The sequence below is a fragment of the Mesorhizobium sp. M4B.F.Ca.ET.143.01.1.1 genome, assembly GCF_004792275.1.
Taxonomy (GTDB): Bacteria; Pseudomonadota; Alphaproteobacteria; order Rhizobiales; family Rhizobiaceae; genus Mesorhizobium; species Mesorhizobium abyssinicae.
Genome location: NZ_SRSR01000283.1, coordinates 1 through 305, shown reverse-complemented (window position 1 = coordinate 305; position 305 = coordinate 1). Strand labels below are relative to the sequence as shown.

General features: G+C 63.3%; 1 pseudogene. It reads right to left on the bottom strand.

From position 1 onward, the window contains the following. Positions 1–18: 18 nt before the first annotated feature. Positions 19–305 (bottom strand): annotated as a pseudogene (locus EN786_RS37005) (hypothetical protein); the annotation flags it as partial.

Below are 305 nucleotides of genomic sequence, written 5' to 3'. Positions count from 1 at the left end.
GTTGCCTTGCGGCATGCATCAGCGACGCGAAATCATCAGGCAGAGCGCCCTCAGATCGGCATCATAGGTTGCTTCGCTGGAGAGCACGTCGGCACAGCGCTTCTTCATCCGGGTCAATTTGGTGCCGGACATCTGAGCCACCGCATTCTTCACGGCGGGAGTCCCCGGGATTCCTACTGTGTTCGGCGTGCTCAGTGTAGAGAACCCTCCCACGCCGACCCCGGCTTCGTCGTCGATCCCCAGGCCAAGGGTCGCTTTGGCGCTGTCGCCGACATTCGCATCCGCGCTGGCGCTGACGCCGTCGC